The organism is Micromonospora endolithica (assembly GCF_003626595.1).
GTDB classification, from domain to species: Bacteria; Actinomycetota; Actinomycetes; order Mycobacteriales; family Micromonosporaceae; genus Micromonospora; species Micromonospora endolithica.
Genome location: NZ_RBAK01000005.1, coordinates 197,591 through 213,441 on the forward strand (window position 1 = coordinate 197,591; position 15,851 = coordinate 213,441).

Genomic DNA, 15,851 nt, shown 5'->3' on the forward strand with positions numbered 1-15,851 from the left:
AGCCGCACGTAACCTTTGCACTGCTTAGTAGGGCAGAGCAGTCAGGGATGCGGTGACGCGAACGCGAGAAGGCAAGACAGAGGCCGAACGGCAGCTGAAGCTGCACGTCGGCCTCGTCTGCGTCGCGGCGACGGTCGCTGCCACAGTTGCCGTGCACCGGCTTACCCTGTTGGACCTGTCCAGTGACGACCTGGCACTCTCCGTCGCGTTGACGTCCATGGCCGCGCTGGGCATGGCCATCAAGTGGCGGGTCCGGATCCGCGCGACGGTCCACGCGATCTCCTGGAGTGAGACGGCGATCATCCTCAGCCTGTCCGTGGCACCGACCCCCCTGGTCGTCCTGACCACGGGATTCGGCGTGGCAGTCGCCTTGGCGGTTATCAAGCTATCCCGGTTGAAGGCAGCCTTCGGGGTTGCCAAGAGCATGTGCCTAGCGGCGGGAGCCGGCACCACCCTCACTATCCTCGGTTGGACCAACGACCTCGGTAACCTCACCCGGGCGATCAGTATGATCGCAATCGCCTATGCCGTGATCGTGGTGCTCGACGAGCTCCTGACGCTGCCGGTCATCGCCCGTGCGACCGGCACCGGCGTCGGACAGCTCTTTCGCGACGACCTGGGTATGCGGTTGACGAGCGCCATGGCGCGCTTCGTGCTCATCGTCATCACTTTGCTGATCCTGCGCGCCGATCCCCGGCTTCTCCTGGCGGTGCCTCCGCTCGTGCTCAGTCTTCATCTGCTCTATTCCAACCGGGTCAAGGCCCGTACCGAGCAGCAGGCGTGGCAGCGCCTGGCCCGCACCACCGACGCGCTCAACGTGGTCGACCTGGACGAGGTGCTCACCACCGCCGTCACCCAGGCCGCCGAGCTGTTCTCCGCCGACGAGGTGGAGATCGAGCTGCGCGATGGTGGCCGGACGGTCCGGGGCGGCGCCGGCGGCATCACCTACGACGGGCCGTCCGGTGAGCCGGACCCGGTGGACGGGACGGTGCTGCCCACCCCGCTGGAGGGGCACGACCGGACGGTCGACGTCGGGGTGCTGCGGTTGCGGTTCCGGGGCGCGGTGGAGCTGTCCGAGCGGGAGCAGTACACGCTGCGGACCTTCGCCTCGGCGCTGTGTACGGCGGTCCGCAACGCGCAGGCGTACGCCGAGTTGGCCCGCGTCGCCGACGAGCACGCGTACGCCGCCGCCCACGACGCGCTGACCGGGCTGGCCAACCGCCGGCACCTGCTGGAGCAGGGCACCGAGCAGTTGAGCAGCCGGCACGCCGATGGGGTCACCGCGCTGGTGCTGATCGACCTCAACCACTTCAAGGAGGTCAACGACACGCTCGGGCACGCCGCCGGCGATCAGGTGCTGATCCAGGTCGCCGAGCGGCTGCGCGCCGCCGCGCAGGGCGACGACCTGGTGGCCCGGCTGGGCGGCGACGAGTTCGCCGTACTCCTGCGGGGCCTGCCCGCCCCGGCGGTGGCCGCGCACCGGGCGGAGTCCCTGCTGAGCACGTTGCACGAGCCGTTCGACCTCGACGGCATGCGGATCAGCGTGGAGGCCAGCGGTGGCATCGCCGCCGCGCCCGCCACCGGCGGGATGGCCGAGCTGCTGCGCCGCGCGGACGTCGCCATGTACCAGGCCAAGCGGGCCGGACAGCGGACCTCCACGTACGCGCCCACCCGGGACACCGCGGACCTGGGACGGCTCACCCTCGGTGGCGACCTGTCGCGGGCGGTCGCCGACCACGAGTTCACGGTGAACTTCCAGCCGATCGTCGACCTCGGCAGCGGCGTGGTGATCGGCGCCGAGGCGCTGGCCCGCTGGCACCACCCGACCCACGGCGTGATCGACCCGCTGCGCTTCCTGGAAGCCGTCGAACGGTCCGGCCTGCTCCCCGCCTTCGCGGAGGCGATCCTGGACCAGGCCCTGATCGCGGCGGGTAGTTGGCGGGACGCCGGCTTCGACGTACCGGTCGCGGTGAACGTCTCCCCGCGCAGCCTGCTCGACGCCCGCTTCCCCGGCTCGGTCCTGGCCCGGCTGCGCGCCCACGACCTGCCACCGGACCGACTGGTCCTGGAGCTGACCGAGACCCTCACCCTCAGCCAGCTCGACGTCGTCGACCGGGTGCTCAGCCGGCTGCGCGACGAGGGCGTACGGCTGGCCCTGGACGACTTCGGCACCGGCTACTCGTCGCTGTCCCTGCTGTCCCGCATCCCGGTGCACGAGCTGAAGATCGACCGCAGCTTCGTCGCCGCGATGGAGTCCTCCGCCGAGGCCGCCGCCGTCATCCGGTCCACCCTCGACCTGGGTCGCAGCCTCGACCTCACGGTCGTCGCCGAGGGCGTGGAGAACGAACCGCAGCGGCGTGCGCTCTGGGAGCTGGGCTGCGTGGCCGGCCAGGGTCACCTCTTCGCCCGACCGACACCCGCCGGGACACTGCTCGCCGCGTTGCGCCGGGGCTCCGGTGGCAGCCCCGGCGTCCTCGCGCCGCCCCTGCACGACAGCGGGTCGGTCATCCGGCTGGCCCCCGGCCGCCGCACCGCCACGCGGGGCCGCACCGATCGGCACCTGCCCGCCTGACCGCCCGCGGCGGGCCCGACCGCCACGATCAACCGTCTGCCAGACTGGCGCCGTGACCGCCCCCGCCCCGACCAGCCGCCACGGCTGGCGGTCCCTCGACGCCGCCGCCGGTGGCCTCGCTGTCGACCTCGGCCTCTACGCGATCTCCGCCGCCTTCGCCGCGGTCACCGCCGCCACCTCCACGCTCGCCCCGCACCGGGCCTGGGGTGCCGTCGCCGCCGTCGGCTACCTCGTCGCCGCGCTCGCCGTGACCGGCCAACTGCTGCTGCGCCACCGCGACCCCGGGTCCCCGCTGGCCGGCCTGCCGGCCCGCTGGGTGGTCACCGCGTCGGCCTGGACGGCCACCGCACTGCTCCCGGTGGTCCTGCAGAGCCTCCAGCGGGCCGGCGGACGGACCGACCGGGCACAGGAGGAGGTCGTCGTCGTCGAGGAGTCCGGACGGCGGCTCGTCGACACCGGCACCCCGTACCTCGGTCACGACGCCATCGCCGCCCTGCCCCCCGGCGAACAGCTCCTCGGCTACACCCCCTACCAACCGGGCATGGCCCTGTTCGGGCTGCCCCGTGCGCTGCTCGACACCGGGTTGACCGACGCACGGGTCTGGTTCGCGGTGGGCACCGCGGTCGCGCTGGCGCTGGCCGTACGCACCCTCCGGTCGACGCACCGGCCGGCCGGCGCACCCGCGACCGCGCCGGTGCTGCGCGGCGTCCAGGCCGCCACCGTGCTGCCGGTCTGCGCGCTCACCCTCGCCACCGGCGGCGACGACCTGCCCGTCCTCGCCCTGTGCCTGCTCGCCCTCGCCTACGCCGCCGTCGACCGACCCGGCCGGGCCGGCGTCGCGGTCGGCCTGGCCGGTGCCCTGAAGCTCTTCGCCTGGCCGGTCGCGCTCGTCCTCATCGTCTGGGGCCTGACCCGCCGCGCCGGTCTGCGCGTCGCCGCCGGTGCACTGGGCGTGCCCATCGCCGCCCTGCTCCCGGTGCTGCTGGTCGACTCCGACGCCCTGATCGAGAACGTGCTCCGCTTCCCCCTCGGCCTCGGCCTGGTCAGCAGCCCCGCGCAGTCACCCTTCCCCGGCCAGTTGATCGCCGCGAACCTGCCCGCCGGCCGCGCCCTCGCCGCCGGCCTGCTGCTCGCCGCCGGCCTGGCCATCGCCGTCCGGCTCGCCCGCCGACCGCCGCGCAGCGCCACCTCGGTCGCCCTGGTCTGCGGGTACGGGCTGCTCGCCGCGATCCTGCTGATGCCCTCCACCCGCTTCGGCTACCTGCTCTACCCACTGGCGTTCCTGGTGTGGGCGCCCGCCCTCGATCGCCCGGGATCCGGCAACCAGCGGGCGGAAACCCGCGACGGGGCGTAGACCTGAGGACATGACCACCTACCGAGACCGAGCCGAGGCGGGACGGATGCTCGCCGACCGGCTCACCGCCCTCGTCGGCGACCGGGACGCGATCGTCCTCGGCCTGGTACGCGGCGGCGTACCGGTGGCGGAGGTCGTCGCGGAGCGACTCGGCACCCCGCTCGACGTGCTGGTCGTGCGCAAGCTCGGCATGCCCTGGGCACCCGAGGTCGCCTTCGGCGCGCTCGGTCCGGGCGGCGTGCAGGTCCTCAACGACGCCGTCGCCGCCCGCCTCGACGCCCCGGCCATCGCCGAGGTACGCCGCCGCGAGCAGGCCGAGCTGGACCGCCGGGAGAAGCTCTACCGCGCCGGCCGCCCACCGCTCGACCTGTCCGGCCGCACCGCCGTGATCGTCGACGACGGCCTCGCCACCGGGGCCACCGCCCGCGCCGCGGTCCAGGTCGCCCGGCAGCTCGGCGCCCGCCGCGTCGTCGTCGCCGTCCCGGTCGGCGCCCAGGAGGCGTACGAGATGCTCGCCGCCGAGGCCGACCAGGTCGTCTGCGCCCAGCGTCCGCCGGAGTTCCTGTCGGTGAGCACCTACTACGACGACTTCCACGAGGTCTCCGACGCGGAAGTCGCCGACGCGCTCACCGCAACCGCCTAGCCGGAGCAGGTACCGTCGAGAGATGAGCCTCACCTGTCCCAAGTGTCACGGAGAAATGCGTCAGTACGAGCGCAGCGGCGTCGTCATCGACCAGTGCGGAGAATGCCGGGGGATCTTCCTCGACCGCGGCGAGCTGGAGAAGCTGTTCGAGGCGGAGGCCAACTGGCAGCGCCAGCAGAGCCCGGCTCAGCCCTCGCAGCCCGCCCACCAGCCGGGCGGACACCAGCAGGGCTACGCCCAGGGCGGCTACCCGCCGCCGCCCCCGCCGCCCGCCCCGCACCAGCCCGGCTACGGTGCAGTCCCCCCGCCGCCCCCGCCGGCGCACGGCTACCCGCCGGCCCCCGCGCCCGCCTACGGGCACGCGCAGCAGCACCACGGCTACCACGGCCACTACAAGCGCAAGAAGCACAAGGGCTTCCTGGACGAGATGTTCGGCTGAACCCGCTCCGCTGTTCCGGGCCGGCGTCGGCCGGCCCGGGACACCGCTCACCGTGCCGTCCGGCATCCGCTGTGCGAGGCTGCGAGGCATGATGTCCGGTGGCCACCACATCGCGTTGGCCCAGGCGTACGACGGCATCATCCGGGCCGTCGCCGACCTGGACGACAGCGACCTGCAACGCCCCACCCGGTGCCACGGTTGGCTGGTCGCGGACCTGCTGCTGCACGTGGTCGGCGACGCGCAGCGGGCCCTGGTCGCCCTGGCCAGCCCGGTGGACGGCCCGCCCGACACCGACGACGTCAGCTACTGGCGTGGCGCCGGGTCGGGCGACGACGAGGGCGCGGCCCGGCACGCCTGGTGGGTCCGCCGCTCGGCCGCCGCCTTCCACCGCCCCACCGGCATCGTCCGGCTGTGGACCGACACCGCGCCGGCCGCGGTCCGCGCCGCCGGCAACGCGGACCCGGACCGCTGCGTGACCACCCAGGGTCATGTGCTCCGCGTACGCGACCTGCTGGCCACGCTCACCACCGAGGCCGTCGTCCACCACCTCGACCTGGTGGTCGACCTGCCGGACGCCCCACGACCCGGCGCCGCCGCGCTGCGGGTCGCGGTGGCCACGATGGACGGCCTGCTCAGCGACGACGCGGTCCGGCCGGCCGGCTGGGACGACGAGGAGTACCTGCTCAAGGCCACCGGACGGGTGCCGCTGACCGACCACGACCGGATGGAACTCGGTGAGGTGGCCGGGTGGTTCCCGCTGCTGGGCTGAGGTCGGTCAGACGCCAGGCGGCTCGACTGTCGGAACCTGCAGGAAGGTGGACCGCTGGAGCCTCATCGCCTCCGACCGCCGTGGGCAGCACGGCAACTCTCCTGGTACGTGGAGCCCGTCGCACATGCCACATCCCGGACAGCGCTGCCGACCTTCACCTGTCAACGAGGGAAACGGTCCCTCGAGATCGCCGCTGCGACAGCCGCCTTGCGCGGCAGCGCGACAGCGGCGTCGGCATACAGCAAAGCCACGATCATCTCGGCTGGCCTACAGGTTGTCCCCACCGTGAAGATCGTCTTATGCGGTCGTACTGACAATCCGTCGATTCCCTGGCTTACCAGAAAAGCACGGAACGGATCGAGCAGTCGCCGACTGCCTACCAGCCTGAACTGCGGGAATGTCGCCGAACTTGGGGCGGGGCGTCGATAGATCCCCAGCGAGCCATCCCCGTCGACCACGCCGCGCCAGAAGTCACGCGATCCGGTCAGATGCTCGTCCACACGACCCTCGTATCGTCCGAGCGAGATGACCCGGTCTGCCAGCTTCTCCGAGCGGACGGAGAACTGACAGGAGCCGTGGGTGCGGCTCGGCGCCGAGATGCTGCTGCTGGATCCGAGGAACTGACGGAGGGAGACGAGATGCTCACGGTCGCGCGCGGCCAGTCCGACAGAGATCTGAGGCAGATGACCAGCACGGTAGGTGACGCATCCGTCCGCGAAGAGGAACCCAAGCCAGTAGCAGGCATCCGGCGTCAAGGAGTCGAACGCATCGTGCCGAAGGGTGTGGACCACCTTCCGAAGTACGACGCCACGGCGGATCAGAAGGCCACGCATACCCGGTTCTGTCAGACCGAACATCTTCGCGACCGCACTCACGGTCAGTCCCTCGGCGTACCGTTGGACGGCTTCCGCACGTTCCGGCTCAGCCAGTTTTGCGACGGTGCCCGGGGACGCCCCGTCGGCGGAGAAGGCCACGGATGGCCTGTCTGCTGACGCCGTAGGACTCCGCGATCCGGGTAAGGCTCTCCCCGGTTGCCGCCCTCCGAACGGCCTCATCAATCTCTGCCAGCGACAGACGAGGTTTAGCACCCCTCATACGATCGCCATGTCGACGAAGCGGGACAGGTGTAGCTGGGCGGCCACTGTCACAGTGTCGGTCGGTCCATTCCGATGCTTAGCAATTATAAAATCCGCCTCCCCCGCCCGGGGAGACTCCTTGTCGTAGTAGTCGTCCCGGTGCAGAAGTATGACAACGTCGGCATCCTGCTCAATTGATCCACTTTCGCGCAGATCGGACAACTGGGGACGCTTGTCGGTGCGCTGCTCCGGGCCACGGTTCAGCTGGCTGACCGCGATGACCGGGCACTCGACCTCCTTGGCCAGCAGCTTCAGGCCACGGGACAGGTCCGCGACCTCCTGCTGCCTGCTCTCGGTGCGCTTCGGTGAGGTCATCAGCTGGAGATAGTCGACGACGATCAGCTTCAGGTCGTGCCGCTGCTTCAGCCGCCGCGCCTTGGCCCGGATCTCCATCAGGTTCATGCTCGGCGTGTCGTCCACGAACAGTGGCGCCTCGCTGATCTCACCCATGCACCGGGCCAGCTTGGTCCAGTCGTCGTCGGAGAGCTGGCCGCTGCGCAGCACGTGCAGCGGCACCCGGGCCTCGGCGGAGAGCAGTCGCATGACGATCTCCACCTTGCTCATTTCGAGCGAGAAGATCGCCGCCGCCTGGTTGGCGCGAATAGCGGCATTTCGGGCAAAGTCCATACTTGCGGTCGATTTGCCGAGGCCCGGCCGGCCGGCCACGATAATTAACTGCCCGGCGTGCAGGCCGTTGAGCAGGCGGTCCAGGTCGGTGAAGCCGGTCGGCACCCCGGTCATCATGCCGCCCTGGGCACCGACCGCCTCGATCTCGTCGAGGGTGGGCTGGAGCATGTCGGCGAGGACGGCGAAGTCCTCGCTGACCCGGCGTTCGGTGACGTCGTAGACGGCCTGTTGGGCGAGGTCGACGACGTCGTCCACGTCCCGGCTGCCGCCGCTGTTGGTGCCGTAGCCGAGCTGCACGATCTTCGTGCCGGCCTCGACCAGGCGGCGCAGCACCGCTCGCTCGCTGACGATCCGCGCGTAGTAGGCCGCGTTGGCGGCGGTGGGCACGCTCGCGATCAGGGTGTGCAGGTAGGGCGCACCGCCCACCCGGACCAGATCACCGGAATCGGCGAGCGCGGCGGCGACGGTGATCGAGTCGGCCGGCTCACCACGCCCGTAGATCTCCAGAATGATGTCGAAGATGGTGGCGTGCACCGGCCGGTAGAAGTCGTTGGTCTTGAGGATCTCCACGACGTCGGCGATGGCGTCCTTGGACAGCAGCATGCCGCCGAGCACGCACTGTTCGGCGGCGACGTCCTGTGGTGGGGTCTTGTCGAACTGGCCGTCGCGCGGCGGCGGCGCGGACTGCTGCCCGCCGGAGCGCGGCTCCGCGCGCATGTCGTCGGTGACCGACACGGGTCCCCCCTCCACGCCGTCGGATGCTCGCCCCAAGCTCTACCGCCGGGGTGCGACAACTACGACCTGCCGGTCGATCGGGGGTAATCGCCCGGTCGGTCGGTGGCCAACCATACGGACTCCGAGGTCAGCGCCTCAACAGCGGCGGTGGACAAGCCTCGGGACAACCTGTGGACACGGTGGGCGTACGTGTGCGCAGTGTGTGCACAGGCTGTGGACAACCGTTGGGGAATTCTGGCCGATCTGTGGCCTGAGCTGGGGAAACGTTGTCCACAGTCTGTGGGGGAGAATATTTTGGTCAGACTCCGACCTCATTCGTCCCGTACTATCTCCCCCAACGGCTACACCTGCACAGCGGATTGCGCTTTCGGTTGAGAAGGGTCACGCTCCGGCCGTGAGACACCGGGACTGGGATCGCGGAGAGGATGGTCCGCGCGAGCGACGCACGGTCGCTCCCTGGGACGAGCCCGCCGATCCGCCTCCGGTCGATCGTTACGCGGCCGGCACCGGTGTCTACCGCACCCCGAGCCGCCGTCGGGCCATCGAACGCGGCCAGCAGGAGCCGGTCGAGGCGTACCTTCCCCGGTGGGCTCTGGAGTCCGGCGTACGCAGCGCGGACGGCGGCGGCCGGCACGCCGCCCCGGACGACGAGAACGACCGTGCGGACGACTACGAGCCGGAGCGGCCGTGGTCGGGTGGATGGCGCGGCACGGAGACCACCAGCACCTGGCGACGGGGTGGCGAGCCCGCGCGGCGGGAGCTGCCGGCGATCGGCGCGGCGCCGGCTCCGCTGCCCGAGCCGCAGTCGGACCACACCCGGGAATGGACCTTCGACCGCCCGCAGGACCAGGGTTACGTGGGCAGCCGGCGGGCTGACGACGGCCCGGTCTCCGGTGTCGCGGGCCCGCAGAGCCGTCCCCGACGGTCGCCGTCCCGCCAGCCCCAGGTGGTCTGGTCGGGGCTGGACGACGCGGACGAGGTGACCGGTGCGGTCGCGGAGGTGGAGCGTCCCACCCGGCGCAGCCGTCGGGTGGCGGAGGCGCCACCCGCGGTCGATCCCTGGGAACGGGGGGCTCGGCGATCGGCGGAGCCGGCGCCCACGCCCGAGGTGGATCCGTGGGACGCCTCCGGTGTGTACGCGTGGCGGCCGGCCGGGGAGCCGGACCGCTGGGACGGTTCGGTGGCGGGCTCCCGTTGGAACCGGCCGGACGACACCGGGCAGTGGGACCGCCCCGACGACACCGGACGGTGGGACCGGCCGGACGACACCGGGCAGTGGGACCGCCCCGACGACACCGGGCAGTGGTACCAGCCGGACGGCACCGGTCCGTGGGAGCGGGTCGACGACATCCGGCAGCGGGACGGGCACAGCGGCGACGTCGGATGGGACCGGGCGGCTTCGCCCCGCTCCGGTGGTGGATCGGGTCGGGGCTGGCCGGAGCGGGACGAGGGGTTCTGGCCGGGAACCCGGTTGGCGGGGGACGACCCGCGGTGGGTGGATCCGCCCTCGTCGGCGCCACGTTCGCCGGTGGTCGGCTACACCGCGCCCCGTCCGCGCGCCGCACCGCGCCGCCGACCGGAGCCGGTGGGCGGCGGCGCACGCGGCGTCGCCGCGGCGGGGGTACGGCGGCGGATCGATCCGGTGGGGGCGGGCGCCTGGTCGCGCCGTCTCGAGGACGACCTGCTCGACCCGGATCCGGGGGGTCCGTGGCGGCCGTTGCTCTACACGGCCGCCTGTTACCTGTTGCCGGCGATGGTCGTCTTCCTCTGGTTGCTGACGTTGGACGGTCAGGCGCCGGCTGGTTGCGTGACGGACATCAGCGGTGGCGGGTGCGACTCACCACGGTCGCGGGCGCTGGGATCGTTGGCGGAGGCCCTGCCGCGGCTCGGGCTGGCGCTGGCGAGCAGCCTGGTGGTCGCGTTGCTGCTGCGCCGGGTCGGTACGACGTGGCGGTCGGTCACGGTGGCCGCGGCGGCGGCGGTGGTGGGCGGTGGGCTGTCCACGGTGATGATCAGCGCGGTGACGGGTCAGCCGATCGGCTGACCGCACCGACCGGCGCGGGCGGGCGGGGGCATCGGCGACCTGGCCGGACCGCGACGGGTCGACGCTCGGGCGGGCGGAACAGCGAACAGGGCCCGCACCGGCGTGGTGCGAGCCCTGTCGATGGTGCTGGTGGGTGTCAGCCCTGGACGACGTTGAGGTCGAACGTGGCGGCCACCTCGGGGTGCAGCTTGATCTTCACCTGGTAGGTGCCGGTCGACTTGATGTGACCGGGCATCTCCAGCCGGCGGCGGTCGAGCGCGGGGCCGCCGGCCGCCTTCACGGCGTCGACGACCTCGGCCGGGGTGACCGAGCCGAAGAGCCGACCGCCGTCGCCGGCGCGGACCCTCAGGTTGACCTTGAGGCCCTCGATCTGCGCCTTGACCTCGTTGGCGTGCCCGAGGTCACGGATCTCCCGGGCCGAACGGGCCCGCTTGATCGAGGTGACCTGCTTCTCCGCGCCCTTGGTCCACGTGATGGCGAAGCCCTGCGGGAGCAGGTAGTTACGGCCGTAGCCGTTCTTCACCTCGACGATGTCGCCGGGGGTCCCGAGGCCGGACACCTCCTGAGTCAGGATGATCTTCATTTCGGTGCCTCCTCTCAGCGGGCCGTGGCGGTGTACGGCAGGAGCGCCATCTCACGGGCGTTCTTGACCGCACGGGCGATCTGCCGCTGCTGCTGCGAGGTCACGCCGGTCACCCGCCGAGCGCGGATCTTGCCGCGGTCGGAGATGAACTTGCGCAGCAGCGCGGTGTCCTTGTAATCGATATAGGTGATCCCGTCCTTGTCGAGCGGGTTCACCTTCTTCTTCGGCTTGCGAAGTGCCGCAGCCTTGGCCATTGACCTTGCTCCTGGTTTGCGATCGCGGGCGCTCGGCGCCATTAGAACGGGGGCTCCTCGTCGAAGTTGCCGCCCGAACCACCGCGCGAGGGAGCCGGCGCAGCCGAAGCCCAGGGGTCGTCGAAGTTGCCTCCGCCGCCACCCTGGCCACCGCCACCACCGGAGCCGAAGCCTCCGCCGCCGCCACCGGAGCGCGACATCTTCTGCACCTTCGCCGTGGCGTAGCGCAGCGACGGGCCGATCTCGTCGACCTCGAGCTCGATGACGGTGCGCTTCTCACCCTCGCGCGTCTCGTACGACCGCTGACGCAGCCGACCCGAGACGATCACGCGGGCGCCCCGCTGGAGCGACTCGGCGACGTGCTCCGCCGCCTGCCGCCACACGGTGCAGGCCAGGAAGAGCGGCTCGCCGTCCTTCCATTCGTTGGTGGTCTTGTCCATGAACCGGGGCGTCGAAGCGACCCGGAACTTGGCGACCGCCGCACCGGACGGGGTGAACCGCAACTCGGGGTCATCGGTCAGATTGCCGATGACCGTGATGGTGGTGTCTCCTGCCATGACCATCTCCTCGCGCACTCATCGTTGCGCCGTACAGACTCTCAGAGCCGTGTGACAGTGCCGATGAGGCTGATCCGGGCGAACCGGGGTTTGGATGCTCAGCGCATCTTGGACGCTTAGCGCATCTCCGGCCGGATGACCTTGGTGCGCAGCACGGACTCGTTGAGTCGCAGCTGACGATCCAGCTCGGCCACCGCCGCAGGCGTCGCCTGCAGGTCGATGACGGCGTAGATGCCCTCGGTCTTCTTGTTGATCTCGTACGCGAGGCGCCTGCGGCCCCACACGTCGGTCTTCTCCACCGAGCCACCCGCGGTCCGGATCACGTTCAGGTACGTGTCGAGCGACGGGGCGACGGTGCGCTCCTCGAGGCTGGAGTCGAGGATCACCATGACTTCGTAATGACGCAAGACGTGCTCACCTCCTGTGGGCTATGCGGCCACGGTCCTTCCGTGGCAGGAGGTCGTGCGTCGTGGCCCGCGCCGGTGCCCGGGGGAACCCGGCCGGACGCGGACAACCGGACCAGGATACCCGGTCCGGACGATCATGCCCGCGCAGGTGGGAGTCCCCCTCCGGGTACGCGGCGACGGGGGCCCACCTCGACGTCGCTGTCGAAGCGGGCCCCCGTCACCACGAGGCCGCGGGGCGTCCCGTCCGCATTCCTTGGGTGGGACCTGGGGAGGAACGACCACACCGATGAGGTTGGACAACGGACGCCCCGCGGAGCTTTATCATGTTGTGATTTGGACACTATCCCGACTCTTGGCGCCTTGTCGGAGAAACCGGAAAATTGCCGACAAAAGTTTTCGTCGTCGCGCTCGCCCGGGAGTGTCGCGAACCCGCCGCACCGGGCCGCGCGGCGGGCGTCGCCTCCGGACCGGATCGGCGGCCCTGCCGGCGGCCGGGGCGAACCCGGTGCCGTTCCCGGTGCGACCGACCGTCGATCCCACCTTCTCAACGAACACCGCGGCGCTCCGGTGACGGATCCGGCGACCCGTGCCCCGCCGTCGATCCGTTCGTCAGGGACGGGACGTAGGCTCGCCTGCATGCGCATCGGAGCACACGTCGATTCGACCGACCCGCTGGCGGAGGCGAGCGCCAGAGCGGCCGAGGCCGTGCAGTTCTTCCTCTCCGACCCGCAGGGCTGGAAGGCCCCGAAGCCGCGCGCGGACGCGGACCGGCTGCGGGCCGCCGAGGTGGACCTCTACGTGCACGCGCCCTACGTCATCAACGTCGCCACCCTGAACAACCGGATCCGGATCCCGAGCCGCAAGCTGTTGCTGGCGCACGCCCAGGCGGCCGCCGCGATCGGCGCCAAGGGGCTCATCGTGCACGGCGGCCACGTGAGCGCCGGCGACGATCCCGCGGTCGGCTTCGACAACTGGCGCAAGACCTTCGCGTACGCGGCCGACTCGGGTGGCTTCGGGGTGCCCGTCCTGATCGAGAACACCGCCGGCGGTGACAACGCCTGCGCCCGGCGGCTCGACGCCCTCGCCCGGCTGTGGGACGCGCTGGGCGACCACGAGGTGGGCTTCTGCCTCGACACGTGCCATGCGCACGCCGGCGGGGAGGATCTGCTGGGCCTGGTCGACCGGGTCAAGGCGATCACCGGGCGGATCGACCTCGTGCATGCCAACAACTCCAAGGGCGCGTTCAACTCGGGTCAGGACCGGCACGACAACCTGGGCGGGGGCACCATCGACCCCGACCTGGTGGTGGCGGTGATCCGGGGCGCCGACGCGCCGGTCGTCGTGGAGACGCCGGGTGGCGTCGACGGTCAGGGCGCGGACATCGCCTTCCTCCGCGAGCGGCTCGGCACGGAGATCCGCACGGCATGACCACCGACCAGCCCGCCCGCCGCGGCACCACCGCCCCGAGGACCGACGCCGGAGGGCGGACCGCTGCCGGCGGTACTCCGGTCGCCGCCACGTCGGCCGACGCCGTGGCCGAACCGGACGACGCCGCGCGGAAACCGGCCAGCACCGCCGAGCAGCCGACCGGTGCCGCGCGGAGACCGGCCAGCACCGCCAAGGAGCCGACCGCCGCGAACGAGGCGGCCACCGCCGCGAAGAAGGCCGGCCGGAACGGCGCCGGAAAGCGGGACCGCCGCGGGACGACCACCGCCGGCAAGCCGAGCGACGCCGCCAAGCCGGGTGAGACCGCCAAGCCGGATGAGACCGCCAAGCCGAGCGACACCGGCGCGCCCGGATCCACCGGCAAGCCGACCGCCGCCGGCAAGGCCGAGACGTCCGGCGAGACGAGCGACACCGACAAGCCTGGTGAGACCCCGAAAACCGGCAAAACCGGGACGGCCGGTGACGCGGACGAGGCCGCCGGGAAGGGTGCCGGCGACGGTACGGAGGACAAGGACCCGTTCGTCGCCTTCGCGCCCGCGCCGGAGCCGGTGCCGTCGCGGCCCCGCCGGATCGCGCGGGCCGCCGGGCGGGTGCTGGTTCACGAGTGGAGCCTGGCGGCCTACGGCGCGCTGGCGCTGGCCGTGTTGATGACCTGGCCGACGTTGCGCTACCCGAGTTACACGTTGCCGCAGGACTACTGGGACCCGAGCCTCCAGGCGTGGCAGATGGCCTGGTCGGGTCACGCCCTGCTGACCAACCCGGGGCTGCTGTGGCAGGCCAACGCCTTCTTCCCGGAGGCGTGGAGCTTCGCCTTCTCGGACACCCTGCTCGGCTACGCCCCGGCCGGGATGATCGGCACCGGCCCCGAGGCGGCCGTACTGCGCTACAACATCATGTTCGTGCTGGCGCACGCACTGGCCACGTTCGGGGCGTACGCGTTGGCGCGGCAGCTGGGTGCCGGCCGGATCGGCGGCGCGGTGGCCGGGGTGAGCTACGCGTACGCACCCTGGCTGCTGGCCCAGGCCGGGCACCTGCACGTGATCTCCAACGGCGGCATCCCGTTGGCGCTGGCCATGCTGGCCCGGGGGCACGGCTGGTCGTTGCGGCACGGTTACCGGCCGGAGCGCCGGCACGACGGCTGGGTCTACACCGGTTGGCTGGTGGCGGCCTGGCAGCTCAGCCTCGGCTTCGGCATCGGCCTGCCGTTCGCGTACTTCCTGGCGGGGACCGTGCTGGTCGCGGCCGTGACGTGGTGCCTACGGCGGTGGGTGGTCCGGCCGGTGAAGCGGCCGTTCGGCACCCGGCTGCTGGTCGCGGACCTGGTCGGCGGGGCCCTGTTCGGCGGGATCGGCGTGCTGCTGGCGATCCCGTACTTCAAGGTGGCGGAGCTGCACCCGCAGGCGGAACGCTCGGTCGGTGACATCGCCCTGTTCTCGCCGCCGGCGAGCGGGTTCCTGACCGCGCCGGGCGAGTCGCGGGTGTGGGGTGCCCTGCACGAGGGGGCCCGGGCGGCGCTGCCGTGGCATCCCGAGATGACCCTGCTGCCCGGCTATGTGCTTTACGCGCTCGCCGCCGGTGGTGTGTTCTTCTCGGTGTGGCGGTTGCGGCACCGGCTGCTGCTGCTGGCCGGCGTCGTGGTCACCATGATTCTCGCCATGGGGACGGAGTTCTTCGGTGGCACGTTCACCTACGTGCCGCTGTTCGAGCACCTTCCCGGCTGGAACGGCCTGCGTACCCCGGGTCGGTTGATGCTGTGGAGCACGTTGTTCCTCGGTCTGCTGGCGGCCGGCGCGGTGAGCGCGTTCGCCGCGCGGGTCCGCGAGATCTCCGCCGAGCGCATCCCCTCGTGGCCGAGCCCCTGGCTGCGGGCGGCCACCCTGCTGCCGCTGGTGCTGGTGATCGCCGAAGGGCTCAACACCACGCCGCACCCGGTGGTGCCGGCGCAGCCGGCCGCGATGCGTACCGTGGACGGCCCGCTGCTGGTGCTGCCGAGCAGCCAGAACCTGGACCAGCCGGTGATGCTGTGGTCCACCACCCACTTCCAGGACATCGTGAACGGCGGCAGCGGTTTCACGCCGCGGCAGCTCGACGACGTACGTCGGGTGACGATCGCCTTCCCGGACCAGACCAGTGTGGACTTCCTGCGGGTCCTCGGCGTCCGCAACGTGCTGGTGATGCGCGACCAGGTCGCCGGCACGCCGTGGGAGATCAGCATCGACGCGCCGGTGGACGGGCTGGGCATCACCCGCGAGGAGATCGGCGAGGTGGTCGTCTACCGGTTGTGA

General features: G+C 71.6%; 14 protein-coding genes. 8 read left to right on the plus strand and 6 right to left on the minus strand.

Annotated elements, in window-relative coordinates; genetic code table 11:
* The first annotated feature begins 52 nt into the window (after positions 1 to 52).
* The 5 genes from D7223_RS15375 to D7223_RS15395 all read left to right on the plus strand — a co-directional run bounded on the left by D7223_RS15375 (position 53) and on the right by D7223_RS15395 (position 5,777).
* Entirely contained in the window at positions 53 to 2,572 is a 2,520-nt protein-coding gene (locus D7223_RS15375; RefSeq protein WP_420330314.1) for a putative bifunctional diguanylate cyclase/phosphodiesterase, read from the plus strand.
* Positions 2,573 to 2,624: 52 nt separating this feature from the next.
* Entirely contained in the window at positions 2,625 to 3,926 is a 1,302-nt protein-coding gene (locus tag D7223_RS15380) for a glycosyltransferase 87 family protein (RefSeq protein ID WP_120729081.1), read from the plus strand.
* 10 nt (positions 3,927 to 3,936) lie between these two features.
* The gene (locus D7223_RS15385; RefSeq protein WP_120729082.1) at positions 3,937 to 4,569 is read left to right on the plus strand and encodes a phosphoribosyltransferase; all 633 of its coding nucleotides are present in this window, start codon (positions 3,937 to 3,939) and stop codon (positions 4,567 to 4,569) included.
* A 22-nt stretch (positions 4,570 to 4,591) separates the two neighbouring features.
* Complete coding sequence (locus D7223_RS15390) at positions 4,592 to 5,008, plus strand: TFIIB-type zinc ribbon-containing protein (protein WP_120729083.1); 417 nt, start codon at positions 4,592 to 4,594, stop codon at positions 5,006 to 5,008.
* 88 nt (positions 5,009 to 5,096) lie between these two features.
* Positions 5,097 to 5,777, plus strand: coding sequence for a maleylpyruvate isomerase N-terminal domain-containing protein (locus D7223_RS15395; RefSeq protein WP_120729084.1), 681 nt, complete (start codon positions 5,097 to 5,099; stop codon positions 5,775 to 5,777).
* Between the two features lie 161 nt (positions 5,778 to 5,938).
* Here the strand turns inward: D7223_RS15395 and D7223_RS15400 are convergent, their stop codons facing one another.
* On the minus strand, positions 5,939 to 6,751 hold the full coding sequence (locus D7223_RS15400; RefSeq protein ID WP_120729085.1) for a hypothetical protein: 813 nt from the start codon (positions 6,749 to 6,751) through the stop codon (positions 5,939 to 5,941).
* 117 nt (positions 6,752 to 6,868) lie between these two features.
* Positions 6,869 to 8,275, minus strand: a complete 1,407-nt coding sequence (gene dnaB, locus D7223_RS15405; protein WP_120729086.1) for a replicative DNA helicase — start codon at positions 8,273 to 8,275, stop codon at positions 6,869 to 6,871.
* 394 nt (positions 8,276 to 8,669) lie between these two features.
* Here dnaB and D7223_RS15410 point away from each other — a divergent pair, with 394 nt between their 5' ends.
* Positions 8,670 to 10,319, plus strand: a complete 1,650-nt coding sequence (locus tag D7223_RS15410; RefSeq protein ID WP_120729087.1) for a hypothetical protein — start codon at positions 8,670 to 8,672, stop codon at positions 10,317 to 10,319.
* Positions 10,320 to 10,455: 136 nt separating this feature from the next.
* On the opposite strand, the gene rplI is transcribed toward D7223_RS15410, so the two are convergent.
* The 4 genes from rplI to rpsF all read right to left on the minus strand — a co-directional run bounded on the left by rplI (position 10,456) and on the right by rpsF (position 12,120).
* Positions 10,456 to 10,902, minus strand: a complete 447-nt coding sequence (gene rplI, locus D7223_RS15415; RefSeq protein WP_120729088.1) for a 50S ribosomal protein L9 — start codon at positions 10,900 to 10,902, stop codon at positions 10,456 to 10,458.
* A 14-nt stretch (positions 10,903 to 10,916) separates the two neighbouring features.
* Positions 10,917 to 11,156, minus strand: coding sequence for a 30S ribosomal protein S18 (gene rpsR, locus D7223_RS15420; protein WP_007073789.1), 240 nt, complete (start codon positions 11,154 to 11,156; stop codon positions 10,917 to 10,919).
* A gap of 41 nt (positions 11,157 to 11,197) precedes the next feature.
* The gene (locus tag D7223_RS15425; protein ID WP_186832304.1) at positions 11,198 to 11,731 is read right to left on the minus strand and encodes a single-stranded DNA-binding protein; all 534 of its coding nucleotides are present in this window, start codon (positions 11,729 to 11,731) and stop codon (positions 11,198 to 11,200) included.
* A gap of 98 nt (positions 11,732 to 11,829) precedes the next feature.
* The gene (gene rpsF / locus D7223_RS15430) at positions 11,830 to 12,120 is read right to left on the minus strand and encodes a 30S ribosomal protein S6 (protein WP_120729089.1); all 291 of its coding nucleotides are present in this window, start codon (positions 12,118 to 12,120) and stop codon (positions 11,830 to 11,832) included.
* Between the two features lie 636 nt (positions 12,121 to 12,756).
* Here rpsF and D7223_RS15435 point away from each other — a divergent pair.
* Together D7223_RS15435 and D7223_RS15440 are read left to right on the plus strand one after the other, a co-directional pair.
* Entirely contained in the window at positions 12,757 to 13,548 is a 792-nt protein-coding gene (locus D7223_RS15435; RefSeq protein ID WP_120729090.1) for a deoxyribonuclease IV, read from the plus strand.
* Entirely contained in the window at positions 13,545 to 15,851 is a 2,307-nt protein-coding gene (locus D7223_RS15440; protein ID WP_238162002.1) for a hypothetical protein, read from the plus strand. The genes D7223_RS15435 and D7223_RS15440 overlap by 4 nt, the downstream gene beginning before the upstream one ends.